Source organism: Chitinophaga sp. RCC_12, assembly GCF_041360695.1.
In the GTDB taxonomy this organism is placed as follows: Bacteria; Bacteroidota; Bacteroidia; order Chitinophagales; family Chitinophagaceae; genus Chitinophaga.
Genome location: NZ_JBFUPS010000011.1, coordinates 39,746 through 54,582, shown reverse-complemented (window position 1 = coordinate 54,582; position 14,837 = coordinate 39,746). Strand labels below are relative to the sequence as shown.

Annotated in this window: 24 protein-coding genes; 23 read left to right on the top strand and 1 reads right to left on the bottom strand. The window is 43.7% G+C overall.

What is annotated here, in order from left to right; all coding sequences use genetic code 11:
• Window positions 1–65 precede the first annotated feature (65 nt).
• The gene (locus tag AB6805_RS26625) at window positions 66–662 is read left to right on the top strand and encodes a hypothetical protein (RefSeq protein WP_370912475.1); all 597 of its coding nucleotides are present in this window, start codon (window positions 66–68) and stop codon (window positions 660–662) included.
• Between the two features lie 1,320 nt (window positions 663–1,982).
• On the opposite strand, the gene AB6805_RS26620 is transcribed toward AB6805_RS26625, so the two are convergent.
• Window positions 1,983–2,183 (bottom strand): hypothetical protein, encoded by a 201-nt coding sequence (locus AB6805_RS26620; RefSeq protein ID WP_370912474.1) that lies wholly within the window; start codon window positions 2,181–2,183, stop codon window positions 1,983–1,985.
• Window positions 2,184–2,689: 506 nt separating this feature from the next.
• Here AB6805_RS26620 and rpsJ point away from each other — a divergent pair.
• The 22 genes from rpsJ (at window position 2,690) to secY (ending at window position 14,762) form a co-directional block, all read left to right on the top strand.
• Window positions 2,690–2,995, top strand: coding sequence for a 30S ribosomal protein S10 (rpsJ, locus tag AB6805_RS26615; RefSeq protein WP_012789286.1), 306 nt, complete (start codon window positions 2,690–2,692; stop codon window positions 2,993–2,995).
• 193 nt (window positions 2,996–3,188) lie between these two features.
• Complete coding sequence (gene rplC / locus AB6805_RS26610; protein WP_079470775.1) at window positions 3,189–3,806, top strand: 50S ribosomal protein L3; 618 nt, start codon at window positions 3,189–3,191, stop codon at window positions 3,804–3,806.
• A gap of 1 nt (window position 3,807) precedes the next feature.
• The gene (rplD, locus tag AB6805_RS26605) at window positions 3,808–4,452 is read left to right on the top strand and encodes a 50S ribosomal protein L4 (protein WP_370912473.1); all 645 of its coding nucleotides are present in this window, start codon (window positions 3,808–3,810) and stop codon (window positions 4,450–4,452) included.
• A gap of 63 nt (window positions 4,453–4,515) precedes the next feature.
• Window positions 4,516–4,815, top strand: coding sequence for a 50S ribosomal protein L23 (gene rplW / locus AB6805_RS26600; protein ID WP_079470773.1), 300 nt, complete (start codon window positions 4,516–4,518; stop codon window positions 4,813–4,815).
• An 88-nt stretch (window positions 4,816–4,903) separates the two neighbouring features.
• Entirely contained in the window at window positions 4,904–5,737 is an 834-nt protein-coding gene (gene rplB, locus AB6805_RS26595) for a 50S ribosomal protein L2 (RefSeq protein WP_079470772.1), read from the top strand.
• A gap of 68 nt (window positions 5,738–5,805) precedes the next feature.
• Window positions 5,806–6,072 carry a 30S ribosomal protein S19 gene (rpsS, locus tag AB6805_RS26590; RefSeq protein ID WP_079470771.1) on the top strand — a complete coding sequence of 89 codons (267 nt, stop codon included), beginning with the start codon at window positions 5,806–5,808 and terminating at the stop codon, window positions 6,070–6,072.
• Window positions 6,073–6,168: 96 nt separating this feature from the next.
• A complete protein-coding gene (rplV, locus tag AB6805_RS26585) occupies window positions 6,169–6,516 on the top strand; it encodes a 50S ribosomal protein L22 (RefSeq protein ID WP_079470770.1) in 348 nt (115 codons plus the stop codon).
• A 64-nt stretch (window positions 6,517–6,580) separates the two neighbouring features.
• On the top strand, window positions 6,581–7,372 hold the full coding sequence (rpsC, locus tag AB6805_RS26580) for a 30S ribosomal protein S3 (RefSeq protein WP_079470769.1): 792 nt from the start codon (window positions 6,581–6,583) through the stop codon (window positions 7,370–7,372).
• Between the two features lie 55 nt (window positions 7,373–7,427).
• Window positions 7,428–7,847 carry a 50S ribosomal protein L16 gene (gene rplP, locus AB6805_RS26575; RefSeq protein ID WP_106527847.1) on the top strand — a complete coding sequence of 140 codons (420 nt, stop codon included), beginning with the start codon at window positions 7,428–7,430 and terminating at the stop codon, window positions 7,845–7,847.
• Window positions 7,848–7,916: 69 nt separating this feature from the next.
• A complete protein-coding gene (rpmC, locus tag AB6805_RS26570; protein WP_079470767.1) occupies window positions 7,917–8,117 on the top strand; it encodes a 50S ribosomal protein L29 in 201 nt (66 codons plus the stop codon).
• A 91-nt stretch (window positions 8,118–8,208) separates the two neighbouring features.
• On the top strand, window positions 8,209–8,469 hold the full coding sequence (gene rpsQ / locus AB6805_RS26565) for a 30S ribosomal protein S17 (protein WP_079470766.1): 261 nt from the start codon (window positions 8,209–8,211) through the stop codon (window positions 8,467–8,469).
• Between the two features lie 75 nt (window positions 8,470–8,544).
• A complete protein-coding gene (gene rplN / locus AB6805_RS26560) occupies window positions 8,545–8,913 on the top strand; it encodes a 50S ribosomal protein L14 (protein WP_079470765.1) in 369 nt (122 codons plus the stop codon).
• 169 nt (window positions 8,914–9,082) lie between these two features.
• Window positions 9,083–9,421: a 50S ribosomal protein L24 gene (gene rplX / locus AB6805_RS26555; RefSeq protein WP_370912472.1), complete on the top strand. Its 339-nt coding sequence runs from the start codon at window positions 9,083–9,085 to the stop codon at window positions 9,419–9,421.
• The gene (gene rplE, locus AB6805_RS26550; protein ID WP_079470763.1) at window positions 9,421–9,996 is read left to right on the top strand and encodes a 50S ribosomal protein L5; all 576 of its coding nucleotides are present in this window, start codon (window positions 9,421–9,423) and stop codon (window positions 9,994–9,996) included. The genes rplX and rplE overlap by 1 nt, the downstream gene beginning before the upstream one ends.
• 20 nt (window positions 9,997–10,016) lie before the next feature.
• On the top strand, window positions 10,017–10,286 hold the full coding sequence (gene rpsN / locus AB6805_RS26545) for a 30S ribosomal protein S14 (protein ID WP_079470762.1): 270 nt from the start codon (window positions 10,017–10,019) through the stop codon (window positions 10,284–10,286).
• 115 nt (window positions 10,287–10,401) lie between these two features.
• On the top strand, window positions 10,402–10,800 hold the full coding sequence (rpsH, locus tag AB6805_RS26540) for a 30S ribosomal protein S8 (RefSeq protein WP_089903208.1): 399 nt from the start codon (window positions 10,402–10,404) through the stop codon (window positions 10,798–10,800).
• A 125-nt stretch (window positions 10,801–10,925) separates the two neighbouring features.
• Window positions 10,926–11,480 carry a 50S ribosomal protein L6 gene (gene rplF / locus AB6805_RS26535; RefSeq protein ID WP_370912471.1) on the top strand — a complete coding sequence of 185 codons (555 nt, stop codon included), beginning with the start codon at window positions 10,926–10,928 and terminating at the stop codon, window positions 11,478–11,480.
• Between the two features lie 90 nt (window positions 11,481–11,570).
• Window positions 11,571–11,924, top strand: coding sequence for a 50S ribosomal protein L18 (gene rplR, locus AB6805_RS26530; RefSeq protein WP_370912470.1), 354 nt, complete (start codon window positions 11,571–11,573; stop codon window positions 11,922–11,924).
• A gap of 51 nt (window positions 11,925–11,975) precedes the next feature.
• Entirely contained in the window at window positions 11,976–12,494 is a 519-nt protein-coding gene (gene rpsE, locus AB6805_RS26525) for a 30S ribosomal protein S5 (RefSeq protein WP_079470758.1), read from the top strand.
• 92 nt (window positions 12,495–12,586) lie between these two features.
• Window positions 12,587–12,772, top strand: a complete 186-nt coding sequence (rpmD, locus tag AB6805_RS26520; protein ID WP_079470757.1) for a 50S ribosomal protein L30 — start codon at window positions 12,587–12,589, stop codon at window positions 12,770–12,772.
• 121 nt (window positions 12,773–12,893) lie between these two features.
• Window positions 12,894–13,340 (top strand): 50S ribosomal protein L15, encoded by a 447-nt coding sequence (gene rplO / locus AB6805_RS26515; protein WP_370912469.1) that lies wholly within the window; start codon window positions 12,894–12,896, stop codon window positions 13,338–13,340.
• Between the two features lie 78 nt (window positions 13,341–13,418).
• A complete protein-coding gene (secY, locus tag AB6805_RS26510) occupies window positions 13,419–14,762 on the top strand; it encodes a preprotein translocase subunit SecY (protein ID WP_079470755.1) in 1,344 nt (447 codons plus the stop codon).
• Window positions 14,763–14,837: the final 75 nt, after the last annotated feature.

The following is a 14,837-nucleotide window of genomic DNA, read 5'->3' as shown; positions in this document are numbered from 1 at the left end:
AAAGCGTTTGCGTGCTAATTTCTTATTCATTCAACATGTAAATTGTTAAAACTAAAAATCAGACTATGAAAAGAATTCGTCTCTTAACCCTTGCACTTGCGGCTGTATTGTTTGGTTCTGCTGCTAACGCCCAGATTCAGAAAGGAAATATTATGGTAGGTGGTACCCTGGGCAACCTGGGTTTAAATTTCCAGAAAGAAAGCACCCAGTTTAGTATGGATCTCACACCAAAAGCGGCCTGGTTTATCAGGGATGGTCTTGCATTGGGAGGCTACGTAAACTTTGGTTTGACGACTGATAACCCGGGTACCAATACAAACTACGGCGTAGGTGCACTTGCCCGTTATTTTGTGGAGGATAAAAATGTAAGGAAACTGGAATTCTCCAAACGTACCCGTTTCTTCGTGGAAGGAAACGTTGGTTTTGCAGGTACCAACGTTGCTAACGGGGCTTCAACCAACGGTCTTAATATAGGTGTAGGACCTGGCATTTCCTATTTTATTACCCCTAATATTGGTTTGGAAGGATTGCTGAAATACGATCTCACAGTAGGTTTTGGCAGCTCTACCACTTCAAACAGGCTGAATCTGGGTGTAGGTTTCCAGATCTATCTGCCTTCAGCAAAGGCGAAACAGATTTACAGGGAAGAAACAGGAAAATAATTTAGTATATAATACAAATTCAACAGCAGCGGCGGCAATGATTATTGCCGCCGCTGCTGTTATAAGGAGTCCTGTCTTTTAAGGGCGCTGAATAAAATGAACAGCAGAAGCAGAAATGAATTAACTGAACGGAGGCTTTTAAGCCGGAACCATTTATTTTAGTAGTTGTCTGTGAAGGCGCAGACAGGGGGAAGCTGAAAACCCGGAACAGAGTAAGCATTACATCCATAAAACTCCAGATATGGTAAACTCTATTCTCCTGGCAGTGCTGAAATTCCTGGCAACCGTTGCTGGCGCACTGTAATTTTGCACCTTGTTACACAAGGATATTAATTAATTAAATTGCCGAAAATCACAAGTAAGAGTAGGCCCAAATGAAAACAACACCTTATGATCCTTGATGCTTTAAACACATTTCTGACAGGATTGCTGGCGCTGCTGGTGTCTGCGCTTGGCGGCATTTAACCTGTATTGTTAGTTAGCACTAACCCCGGCCGAGGTTGTAACATATGAAAGTACCTGCATATGGTTCCGTAATGTAAATACAATGCTTATTACCGGTGAATCACGAATCGCGCTTCAGACAGGAAGCTGATTTAACAACTTCTGAACAAAAAGCTCCGGTATAGTTTACCGGGGCTTTTTCTTTTAATGTAAGCAGGCCATGGCGGCCTATTGAACAGTATAATATCAGGATACCGAACTGAACAAAATGAACGAACGGAATTCTGTGAATAGCCATTAATTTCGGCAGGCACTAAAACAAGAAGTGTACATGGGATTGCCGAAAACCAAATAAAGAGAGTAGGTGTCACCCGTAGTAAAAACTATCTTATGGCTTTACTGAATCAACTGCTGGCAACGCTGATTGCCCTGCTGAAATCTCTGCTGGGTGGCCTGTAATAAGGACTCCTTTCGGTAAGGGATTGTTCCGTACTTAAATGATACTATTTCCCTTACAACATCATCCGGAGGCTGTTCAATACCAGAACAGCCTCTTTTTTTTGTTGGCAGTATCCGCGTAACATGGCTATGGTGGCTAAATGAACAAATAATTGCTATTGAATTGGAATGAATAAAATGAACGGCCGGATATTGAATGAGAGCTTTTAATTTAGACGTGTTAACTGAATAACAACTGGGCATCGCCGAAAACCAGGTAATAGAGTAGGCAGTATCTTATAAAAACCTTTTTCCATGGATTTACTGAATCAACTGCTGGCATTAATCTTAGGATTAGTTAAGTCATTATTAGGTGGTTTACCACTCTAATCATTGTTGGGTCGATTGACCAACAAGTCATCAAACCATTTCAATTATTCAGAAAGGGTTGTTCCAGGTAAGCGGGAACAGCCCTTTCTCTTTTGGGTTATTGTCATCAGCCAGGGATGGCCCCGCTTCCTCCTGAAGTAAGGATTTATGGAGCCTGTCAGCCGCGCTGCTGGTATTTTTGATCCTTACACCGGGGAAGTTGCCTTCCAGGGCAGCGGTTACCTCACTGATATTTCTCCCATGCCTCAAACCTGCGTATACCCTGGACTATCTATGCAGTATGAATACTGTTAGCATGGACTCCTGATGGACTCCTGATGCACTCCTCATGCACTAAGCATGCACTCCCTATGCACTATCTCGTCCTGACAGGGCTATACAGGGGGAAGAAAAATCCTATGTTTCCCGGATTCCCGTTCCCGGATCCTGTTGAGAGCTATCTGTTCCGTTTTCCATCTCCCGGGAAAAAAATTGTAAAGAAATTCTCCTTTTTTTGGTTTTGAAATATGTTTTCCTATATTTGTCGAAACGGGGCATGTGAAGTTACCTTAAGGCTTAACATACACACAATGAATGGTTTCTGAAGCCGTCCTCCCCGGTAACAGCATTTTTACCGCACCTCTTTCGCCGCCGGAGCCAGCCCCTTGCCCGGTTTCTTTTATTTTTTCCTGAGATTTATTTGCCAAATAGAAAAAACGGGTTACCTTTGCCCTCCCAAATTGTATTGGGAAAAAACAAGAAGAAGTTCATTGCATATGTCTCAGAGAATAAGAATCAAGCTGAAGTCCTACGATCATAACCTGGTAGACAAGTCTGCTGAGAAGATCGTTAAAACCGTGCGTAACACGGGTGCCGTGGTAACAGGTCCAATTCCTTTACCTACCGAGAAGAAAATATTTACAGTATTACGTTCTCCGCACGTAAATAAGAAAGCGCGCGAGCAGTTCCAACTGTGTACACACAAACGTTTACTGGATATTTACACGTCTTCTTCCAGAACTGTAGACGCGCTGAGCAAGCTCGATCTGCCTTCCGGAGTGGAAGTTGAAATTAAAGCATAGGACAACAGCAAGGCGGGCGAAAGGCCGGCCTTTTATTGATTTATGGTTATCATGTTGATTACCAGCAGGATAGCAATTTTAACAAGCAAACATAGGTCGCGCCTTCTGGGCGGCCGCCCAATAAATGTATTTAAACCGCCCATCCTGGGGATAGCACGAAATCCCCCAGGCGCTGGGTAAAATCATATAAAAAATGAAAGGTATTATTGGCAAAAAGATTGGTATGACCAGTATCTTCGAGTCTAATGGTAAGCAAACTGCTGTTACCATTATCGAAGCGGGTCCCAACGTTGTAACTCAGGTAAAAACCCTGGAGTCAGATGGTTACAATGCAATTCAGGTTTCTTTCGGTGAGAAGAAAGAAAAACACACCACTAAAGCAGAAAGCAGTCACTTCGCGAAAGCAAGCACCTCTCCCAAACGTTTTGTAAAAGAACTCCGCAACCCGGACGTACAGAAAGCCCTCGGTGAATCTATCACCTGCGAAATCTTCGCAGAAGGTGAAACAATTGACGTTGTAGGCACTTCCAAAGGTAAAGGTTTCCAGGGTGTTGTAAAACGCCACGGATTCAGTGGTGTGGGTGAAGCTACCCACGGTCAGCACGATAGAAGCAGGGCTCCTGGTTCTGTTGGTGGATCCTCTTATCCTTCCCGCGTTTTCAAGGGTATGCGTATGGCCGGCCAGACAGGTAACGAAAGAGTGAAAGTGAAAGGTCTGAAGATCGTGAAAATATTCCCTGAAAAGAATTATATCCTGGTAAGTGGTTCCGTTCCCGGCCACATTGGTTCAATCGTTTTAATCCAGAAGTAACATGCAAATCGATATTTTAAATATAGAAGGTAAGAAAACCGGAAGGACTATTGATCTTCCTGAGGAGATCTTTGGTGTTGAGCCTAACAACCACGTAATTTACCTGGCTGTTAAACAATACCTGGCTGCTCAGCGTCAGGGTACCCACAAGGTAAAAACCAGAGCTGAAGTACAAGGTGCTTCCCGCAAACTGCACAAACAGAAAGGTACCGGTGGCGCCCGTAAAGGTAACATCCGTAACCCATTGTATAAAGGTGGTGGTACCATCTTCGGACCAAAACCGCACGGTTGGGGTTTCAAACTGAACAGAAAAGTGAAAGATCTCGCAAAGATCTCCGCCCTGTCAGTAAAAGCTAAAGAAAACAGCATCATCATTGTTGAAGATCTGCAGCTCGAAACACCAAAAACCAAACAATTCGTTGGCTTCCTGAAGAATCTGAACATCAATGTTGAAGGCAGAAAGACTATGTTCATCACGCCTGAATACAATGACAATGTTTACCTGTCTTTAAGAAACATTCCTACTGTAGACGGTACTGTACTGAGCGACGTAAACACTTACGACATCATGAACAGCAATTATATCGTGTTCACAGAAAGCGCTGCAAAGATCTTCACTGAAGAGCCTGCAGAAGCGGAAGCATAGGATGTCAAAACCAATTAAATAACAGCTTGCGGCTAACGCCAACAGCTTAATGCTATAAAGAAGATGAAACTTTCTGACGTTTTAATCAAACCGGTGGTATCCGAAAAGGTTAACAAAGCAACCGAAAAATTCAACCGCTACTACTTCATTGTTGACAAAAAAGCCAACAAACTGGAGATTAAGAAAGCAGTAGAAGAATTTTACGGCGTAACCGTAGCAGAAGTAAATACTGCTGTAATGCCAGGTAAAGCAAAATTCCGCTTTACTAAAGCCGGTTTCATCGCAGGTAAAAAACCGTCTTACAAAAAGGCGATCATTACCGTTGCAAGTGGTGAAACTATAGATCTGTATGCTAACATGTAGTGCCGTTCCGGCCTGAACAGCCGGGATGTGGATGTATATACAGATCACTATTTATATTTAATAACAACATTTAACTTTTTAGGAAGTAATGGCACTGAAGAAGTTCAAACCAATGACGGCCGGTACCCGCTGGAAAATAGGCAACGCTTACGCTGAGCTGACATCGGATACCCCTGAGAAAAGCCTGCTGGAGCCCATCAAAAGGACCGGCGGTAGAAATGCGCAAGGAAGAATGTCCATGCGCTACATAGGTGGTGGTCACAAGAAACAATACCGTGTAATTGATTTCAAACGTGATAAAGAGAATGTACCTGCTACAGTTAAAACGATCGAATATGATCCTAACCGTAGCGCATTCATCGCACTGGTAAACTATGCTGACGGTGAAAAACGTTATATCATTGCTCCACAGGGCTTACAGGTTGGTGGTACCGTTATAAGCGGCTCCGACGTAGCTCCTGAAGTAGGTAACGCTTTACCACTGAAGAATATGCCACTGGGTACTGTTGTGCACAACATCGAGCTGCAGCCTGGTAAAGGTGGTGCAATCGCAAGAAGCGCCGGCGCTTACGCACAGCTGTCCAACAAGGAAGAAAAGTATGCCGTACTGAAAATGCCTTCCGGCGAGCTCCGCAAAGTATTAAATACTTGTAAAGCAACCGTAGGTACTGTTTCTAACTCCGACCACGCACTGCAATCCATCGGTAAAGCAGGTGCTAACCGTTGGAGAGGTATCCGCCCCCGCAACCGTGGTGTGGCTATGAACCCTGTGGATCACCCAATGGGTGGTGGTGAAGGTAAATCTTCCGGAGGCCATCCAAGATCAAGAACTGGTAAATATGCGAAAGGTCTGAAAACCAGAAAACCGCATAAGAGTTCTGATAAGCTGATCATTAGCAGAAAAAACGGTAAAAAATTATAGTATTTCTGAATCAGGGCTCCGGTAGCAATACCGGATCCCGGGTTTGAAAAATCATAAATCAGTAAGACATGGCTCGTTCCATAAAAAAAGGTCCTTACGTAGACCTGAAATTAGAAACAAAAGTTGAAAAGATGAATACCGGTACCAAGCGTTCTGTTATCAAGACCTGGAGCCGTCGTTCTACTATCACTCCTGATTTCGTTGGTCACACTTTCGCTGTTCATAATGGCAACAAATTTATTCCTGTTTATGTAACGGAATTTATGGTTGGTCATAAACTGGGCGAATTTGCACCTACACGTAACTTCAGAGGACACGTAAACAAGAAAATGTAAATTATAGTCTGAGGTTTGAGGTTTGAAGTATTCGTTTCAAACCGGAACATCAAACACCAGACGTCAGACATTAAATAATAAAAGAAATTAATAACAATGGAAGCAGTAGCTAAGCTGAATAATAATCCTACATCTCCCCGCAAAATGCGTTTGCTCGCGGACTTAATCCGTGGTCTGGATGTGGAAAAGGCTTTGAATATTTTGAAATTCCATCCGAAACACCCAAGCGTACCTTTAGAGAAGTTGCTGATATCCGCTATCGCCAACTGGAAAGTGAAGAACGAAGGTGCAAGGGTAGAAGATGCTAACCTGATCGTGAAAACCGTTTTTGTTGATGGCGGCCGCACCCTGAAAAGAATGCGCCCGGCTCCACAGGGAAGGGGTTACCGTATCCGCAAGAGAAGTAACCACGTAACGATCGTAGTGGACGGTAAAGCACAGTAATTCAGTGCAAACCGGAAACAAAATAGAAACAAAACTATTAAACTAATAGACAAATAACCAGAACATGGGTCAGAAAACAAATCCTATTGGTAACAGGTTAGGTATCATCAGAGGATGGGACTCTAATTGGTATGGCAGCAAAAAAGACTTTGCTGTTAAACTGATCGAAGATAACAAGATCAGAACTTATCTGAATGCCCGTATCAACAAAGGTGGCATCTCAAGAGTTGTGATCGAAAGAACTTTAGGTAAGTTAATCATCACTGTTCATACTTCTAAGCCTGGTATCATCATTGGTAAAGGCGGTAACGAAGTTGATCGCATCAAGGAAGAGCTGAAGAAGCTGACAGGCAAAGAAGATGTACAGATCAACATCCTGGAGATCCGTCGTCCCGAAATGGATGCTAACATCGTTGCTGAAACAATCGCAAAACAGATTGAAAGCCGTATCAACTACAAACGTGCTATCAAAATGGCGATTGCTACCGCTCTGAGAATGGGTGCTGAAGGTATCAAGGTTAAAATCAGCGGCCGTTTAGGTGGTGCTGAAATTGCCCGCTCCGAAGAAATGAAACAAGGTCGCGTGCCTTTACATACTTTCCGTATGGACATCGATTACGCTTCCCTGTTCGCTTTAACCGTTTATGGTAAAATCGGTATCAAAGTATGGATCTGTAAAGGTGAAGTACTGGGTAAACGCGATCTGAACCCGAACGTTTTAACCGGTAAAGAAGGTGATAACCGTGGTACTGGTCATGGCGGCGAAAGAAGAGAACATCACGGTGAACGCAGAGACAACCGCGGTGGTGGCGAAAGAAGAGGCGGTGGAGAACACCGTGGCGGTGGCCGCAGATAGTATCTGGCGGTTAAGCAGACATTAACAATTACTATTAACATTAACAACATAGACGATGTTACAGCCAAAAAGAACGAAACACAGGAAGATGCACAAAGGCCGCATCAAAGGGAACGCTAAAAGAGGCGCTACCCTCTCCTTTGGTACTTTCGGTCTTAAAGCATTAGAACCTAAGTGGATCACCGACAGGCAGATCGAAGCTGCACGTGTTGCGCTGACAAGGCACATGAAACGTGAAGGTAACGTATGGATCCGCATATTCCCTGACAAACCTATCACTGCTAAGCCTTTGGAAGTGAGGATGGGTAAAGGTAAAGGTGCTCCTGACCATTGGGCAGCAGTTGTAAAGCCAGGTAGAATTTTATTTGAAGCTGATGGCGTTTCCTTACAGGTAGCAAAAGAAGCAATGGAACTCGCAGCACAGAAACTGCCCATTAAAGTAAAATTTGTAACCAGCCGCGACTTCGTAGCTTAATTACAGGTACACAATAACTAAAAATCCGGTAACACTGCCCCGGCAGCTAACCGAATCAAACTCAATACAATGGCAAAAGAAAAGCTGGAACTGAAAGGCCTGAGCGAACAAGATCTGAAAGAGAAAATCTCTGCAGAAGAACTCCGCTTGAAAAAAATGACCTTTGGTCACGCAATTACGCCAATCGAAAATCCAATGAGCATCCGCGCCGTAAGACGCGATATCGCTCGGATGAATACCGAACTGCGTAAAAGACAACTGGGCTTCTGATTCTTCAGTCCCGGTGATACCGGGACTGCTGACATAGCATTAGTATAATACAATTTATGACCTCCTCACGGAGGGTTAAATACTTTCAACAATGACGACCGAAAGAAAATTAAGAAAAACCAGGATTGGTGTGGTTGCCAGCAACAAAATGGATAAAACCATTACCGTTAAGGTGGAGCGTAAGGTAAAGCACCCGATCTATGGTAAATTCGTGAAAAAAACTACCAAGTTCATGGCGCACGACGATAAAAACGAGTGCAGCATAGGCGATACCGTGAAAATCGCGGAAACACGCCCTCTAAGCAAGAACAAATGCTGGAGACTGGTAGAAGTAATCGCTAAAGTAAAATAATTATTTATTTGTTTCAAGCTGCTGCCGGCAACCCCGGTGCCAGCCGCTGACTAAACAATATCAAATCTCATTTCGATGATACAACAAGAATCAAGACTGAGTGTAGCTGATAACAGCGGTGCCAAAGAAGTATTGTGCATCCGCGTATTAGGTAACTCCGGTCAGGACTACGCTGGCGTAGGCGATAAAATTGTAGTAACCGTTAAGGACGCAATGCCAGGTGGCGGTGTGAAGAAAGGTATGGTGACCAAAGCTGTAATCGTAAGAACTAAGAACAAATTACGTCGTAAAGATGGTTCTTATATCCGTTTCGATGATAACGCGGTTGTACTGCTCAATAACTCAGACGAACCTCGCGGTACCCGTATTTTCGGTCCGGTTGCACGTGAGCTGAGAGACAAGGGTTATATGAAAATTATCTCCCTCGCTCCTGAGGTATTATAAAGATATAGCGGTACAGGGATTTTGGAATTTTTATGATTTTTATCAAAAAAAGCCAAAATCCCGAAATCCGAAAATATTTCTTATCTTTGCAGCCCGTTTGCAAAACGAGAAAAAACATTAATCAAGCGAAACTATTGTTTCGCTTGGCGTTTATAAATAAATCAAAGTAATGAAAACTAGATTTAAGCCTAAATTTAACATTAAGAAAGGCGACCTGGTTGCGGTAATTGCCGGTGATGACAAGGATAGAACCAAAGCGCGTAAAGTGCTGGAAGTGAATCCTGAGAAAGCCCGCATTCTTGTAGAAGGCGTTAACATTATTACCAAGCACACGAAGCCAACTGCCCAGAATACCAAAGGTGGTATTGTTAAGCAGGAAGCTCCTATCGCCATCTCTAATGTAATGCTGTGGGATGCTAAAACTGGTAAACCTACCAGGGTTAACAGGCAGAGAGAAAACGGTAAATTAATTCGTATCGCTAAAAAATCAGGGGAGGAAATTAAATAATGTCAAACACAAAATATACTCCGAGACTGCAGACTAAATACCACGAGGAAGTTAAATCTGCACTGATGAAGAAATTCAACTACAAAAGTGTTATGCAGGTTCCTCGCCTGGTAAAAATTTGCCTGAACCAGGGTATCAATGGTGCAGTAGGTGATAAGAAACTGGTAGACATCGCAGTAGACGAAATGACCCGCATCGCTGGTCAGAAAGCTATCGCTACCATGTCTAAAAAGGATATCTCCAACTTCAAACTCAGAAAGAACATGCCTATCGGTGCACGTGTAACTTTACGCAGCACTAATATGTACGACTTCCTGGATCGTTTGATCGCTGTATCCCTCCCACGTGTACGTGACTTCAAAGGTGTGAACGAAAAAGCTTTTGACGGTCGTGGTAACTACACTATGGGTATCACCGAACAAATCATCTTCCCTGAAATCGATATCGATAAAGTAACGAAAATGTCCGGTATGGATATCACCTTCGTTACCACTGCAAACACCAACGAAGAAGCTTACGAGCTCCTGAAGGAAATGGGTATGCCGTTCAAGGGTATGAAAAAAGATAATCAGTAAATCGAAACGATAATATAATTATGGCAAAAGAATCCGTAAAAGCCAGACAAAGGAAAAGAGAAGCTATGGTAGCTAAGTTCGCAGAAAAACGCGCTGCCCTGAAAGCTGCCGGTGACTACGCTGCACTGGATCAACTTCCAAAAAATGCTTCCCCTGTTCGTCTGCACAACAGATGCCAGCTGACCGGTCGTCCTAAAGGATACATGCGTCACTTCGGCCTCTGCAGGAACATGTTCCGTGACCTGGCTCTCGCAGGTAAAATCCCTGGCGTTAGAAAAGCCAGCTGGTAATTCAAGGTGTTTAACTTCCGGTTTACCGGAGGCCTAAATCCCGAAAAAGTTATTTGATTCCCATCTTATTACGATTGGATATCGCATTGTAAACATTTATCAAACTATTACAACAATGGTTACTGATCCAATAGCAGACTTCCTGACACGTATCCGGAACGCGCAAATGGCCACCCACAGGATTGTGGAAATTCCGGCTTCCAAGCTGAAAAAACGCATTACAGAAATTCTGTACGACAAAGGTTATATCCTGAAGTACAAATTTGAAGAAGATACTAAACAAGGCGTAATCAAAATCGCTTTGAAGTACGATCCGATCTCTAAAGAACCCGCTATCAAGGAATTACAACGCATCAGCCGCCCAGGTCTGCGTCAGTACGCTAAACCAGAAGAGTTTAAGCGCGTGAAGAACGGTTTAGGCGTAGCGATTATCTCTACTTCCAAAGGTGTAATGACCGATAAGGAAGCAAAAGCTCAAAATGTAGGTGGCGAAGTAGTTTGCTTCATCTATTAATATATTGAATGACTGGTTGTTACCCAACCAGTCATTCACTTAAGTTATCTGACAATTAAGCTCTCTATACGGCGCTGAACACGGATAACCGGTACATCAATATCAAACAACTTTAAATTAAAGTTATGTCTCGTATAGGTAAAAGTCCTATCAAATTGGCTAGCGGAGTTACAGTTACTGTTTCCCCTTCCAATGAAGTAACCGTAAAAGGCCCTAAAGGTGAACTGAAAAAGAACATCGACAGGGACATGAAGATTGACGTGAAGGACGGCGTTTTAACAATTGTCCGCCCAACCGAACAGATCCGCCACAAAGCACTCCACGGTTTATACCGCTCTTTACTGGCGAATATGGTTCTGGGTGTGACTGATGGATTCAAAAAACAACTGGAACTGGTGGGTGTTGGTTATAAAGCAACAAACAACGGTCAGTTACTGGATCTCGCTTTAGGTTACTCTCACAATATCGTTTTCGAAATTCCGAAAGAACTGAAGGTAGCTACCCTGACTGAAAAAGGTCAGAACCCTAAGATCATGCTGGAAGGTATCGATAACCAGTTGCTGGGTCAGGTAGCCGCTAAGATCCGCGGTCTGCGTAAACCAGAACCATACAAAGGTAAAGGTGTTCGCTACAGCGATGAAGTGGTACGTAAGAAAGCTGGTAAATCAGCCGGTAAGTAAAATATTTAATTGGCTAATCAGCTACTATAGCTGGTTAGCTGATTTTAACAGATACCCCGGCAGCATCGGGGTAATAAAATAAAACTCAAAATGAGCACAAAAGTTAACAGGAGACAGAAAATCCGCTACCGCATCCGTAAGAAAATTTCCGGTACTGCACAGCAACCAAGATTATCTGTATTTCGCAGCAACAGCGATATCTATGTGCAGTTGATCGACGATACCAATGGCACTACCCTGGCTTCCGCTTCTTCCCGTGATAAGGATATCAAAGCACAGGCAGGTAACAAAAGCGAAAAATCTGTACTGGTAGGTAAAGCGCTGGCTGTTAAAGCACTGGCACTGGGTCTCACCACCTGCGTTTTCGACAGAAGTGGTTATTTATATCATGGCCGCGTGAAAAGCGTAGCTGACGGAGCAAGAGAAGGCGGTCTTCAGTTTTAATCACGAGGTCCGAATCTTATAATTCTGAACAAGTAATTCTTATAAAATAAAATGGCAAAGAATTCATTCAATAAAGTAAAGGCTGGTGATCTGGAGCTGAAAGAAAAAGTAGTGGCGATCAACCGTGTTACTAAAACCACTAAAGGCGGTCGTACATTCAGTTTCTCCGCACTGGTAGTTGTAGGTAACGAAAACGGTGTTGTTGGTCACGGTCTTGGTAAAGCCAAAGAAGTACAGCAGGCTATCACCAAAGGTATAGACGATGCTAAGAAGAACCTGATCAAGGTTCCTGTTATGCACGGTACCATTCCTCACGATCAGTTTGCTAAAGAAGGCGCCGCCAAAGTGTTGATCAAACCAGCCGCTCACGGTACCGGTGTGATCGCAGGAGGTTCCATGCGTGCAGTACTGGAAAGCGTTGGTGTAACCGACGTACTGGCTAAATCTCTGGGTTCTGCTAATCCACACAACGTGGTAAAAGCTACCTTCAAAGCTTTAGGCATGTTACGCGAACCAATCAGCATCGCCAAAACAAGAGGCGTTTCCCTGAAGAAAGTTTTCAACGGTTGATTTATACCCACTGAAAAGCTGGGTACCTCCGGAAAATTTTGAAAATAATTCATTAACAATTAAATTACTCCGCTTTTAGCGGATAGGGGTTTATGGCAAAGATTAAGATCACTCAAGTGAAAAGTGGTATAGACCGTCCGGAAAGGCAGAAACTGACCTTGAAGGCACTGGGCCTGACTAAAATGCACGCTACTGTTGAAGTAGAAGCAACTCCTCAGATCCTGGGTATGGTCCGTAAAGTTAATCACCTTGTAACGGTAGAAACAGTTAACGCTTAATTAAGTAACACTGCTGTGGGATTGTCTGTTGATAATCTTACCTTTACATTTGTGACTTTACCATTTTTATTTTAGAATAAAAGCGAGCGGTTAATTTCCGCGCAAGTAAAAACAATTAATTATGAATCTGCATTCATTACAGCCTGCACAAGGCGCTGTACATAAAGAAAAACGTCTTGGACGTGGTGAGGCTTCCGGTAAAGGTGGTACCTCTACAAAAGGTAACAAAGGTATCCAGCAACGTGCTGGTTACGCGAGCAAAAGAGGCTTCGAAGGTGGCCAGATGCCAATCCAACGCCGTATGCCAAAACGCGGTTTCAAAAATAACAACCGTGAAGAATACAAAATCTTCAACCTGGGTCAGCTGGATCAATTAGTTGAGAAATATGGCCTCCAGGAGTTTAATCTGGAAACCTTGTTCATGAACGGTCTGATTAACAGAACCGCTAAAGTTAAGATTCTCGCTAACGGCGAACTCAAAACAAAGGTGACTGTTAAAGTTAACGCTATCAGCGAAAAAGCTAAACAGGCCATCGAAACAGCAGGTGGATCAGTAGAACTGGTATAAGACTTTACGACTGAGGAGACGCCTACGGAGTAGTGCGTCTTTTCATATTTAATAGCGCTATTAAACCTTTATCTTCCTGTGAAGAAATTTATCGAAACGATTAAGAATATCTGGAGTATTGAGGATTTGCGTAACCGCATCCTGACCACCCTGCTCCTGGTCCTCATCTACCGCGTAGGATCCTATATCGCTTTGCCCGGCATTGATGCAAATGCGCTCACCGACTTTGAGAAAAATTCTAATCAGGGTATCCTGGGTTTGGTTAACATGTTTGCCGGCGGATCGTTTTCAAGGGCCTCCATATTTGCATTGGGTATTATGCCCTACATCTCTGCGTCTATTGCCATCCAGTTATTAACTATAGCTGTTCCGCAATTCCAGAAAATGCAGAAAGAAGGTGAAAGCGGCCGCAAAAAAATTAACCAGTTCACCCGTTACCTCACAGTGATCGTAACAGGTTTCCAGGCGAGTGCTTACGTTGCTTATCTGCGTAATCAGTCAGGTGGCGCTATTATTGCCGAATATGGCACCTTTTTCTTCTGGCTCTCTACCACCGTTTTACTTACCGCAGGTACCCTGTTCGTAATGTGGCTCGGTGAAAAGATCACAGACAAAGGAATTGGTAACGGTACCTCCATCATCATCATGATGGGTATCCTCGCCCGTTTGCCACAGGCTTTAGTCGCAGAATTTTCCAGTAAAGTTGCAGGTGAAGCGGGTGGACCGATCCTGTTCCTCATTGAAATTGCCATCTTTATCTTAATCACCGTAGGCCTTATCCTGCTCGTTCAGGGTACCAGGAAAATACCGGTGAATTACGCTAAACGTATTGTAGGTAACAAACAATATGGTGGTGTACGCCAGTTCATTCCCCTGAAAGTGAATGCTGCCGGTGTAATGCCAATCATCTTCGCCCAGGCGATCATGTTCATCCCTGCAACTGCCATAGGCTTTGCCACTTCCTCAGAAAGTGCGTCCGGCTTTATCCGCATCTTCAGTGATCACACGAACGGCTGGTACAACCTCATTTACGCGGTGCTCGTTATTGTATTCACCTACTTCTATACTGCGCTCATTTTCAATCCAACCCAAATGGCGGATGAAATGAAACGTAATAACGGATTCATCCCGGGTATCAAACCAGGTAAAGCAACCGCTGATTACATTGGTGCAGTAATGGACCGTATCACTTTGCCCGGCGCATTCTTCCTGGCAATAGTGGGTATCATGCCCGGCCTGGCTGCCGCCTTTAAAGTGAACAGCAACTTTGCTACTTTCTTCGGAGGTACATCCCTGCTGATCATGGTGGGAGTTATCCTGGATACACTGCAACAAATTGAAAGCCAGCTCTTGATGCGCCATTACGATGGACTGATGAGCACTGGCCGAATCAAAGGCAGAACTGCCCCGGCTAACGCATAAGTAATTGAACACAAAAGTGTTACAAGAACAATAAAATAGCCACAGAAGCTTTCCCGCTTTGGTGGCTATATTATT